We start from the raw sequence: 285 nt of genomic DNA, 5'->3' as shown, positions 1-285 counted from the left end.
CCCAGCTACCCAGACGCACCCCTGGAGCCGGTTTCCGCTTTCGAACTGATCCAGCGCCAGCAGGATATCCTGGCCCGGAACGGGGAGAACCAGCGCAAGCGCCTGCGCTCCGCCCAGCTGGAGGCGGAGCGGGACCGCCTGGGCAAGGAGCTGGGCCTGCTGGAGGAGCGGTACAAGGCCCTCTGCGCCGACTGTGAGATTGCCGCCAAAGACGCCCTGGACCTGCTGGACGAGTCTACGGAGGAGCTGGAGGCCAGCATCAGAAACACGGAGGCCATCAACGCC

General features: G+C 67.0%; 1 pseudogene. It reads left to right on the top strand.

What is annotated here, in order from left to right:
• A pseudogene (locus D1646_RS21195) lies at positions 1 to 285 on the top strand (chromosome segregation protein SMC); the annotation flags it as partial.

Source organism: Pseudoflavonifractor sp. 60 (genome assembly GCF_009911645.1).
Lineage (GTDB): Bacteria > Bacillota > Clostridia > Oscillospirales > Oscillospiraceae > Lawsonibacter.
The sequence above is the reverse complement of the archived record's forward strand: the minus strand, read 5'-3'. Positions and strand labels throughout refer to the sequence as shown.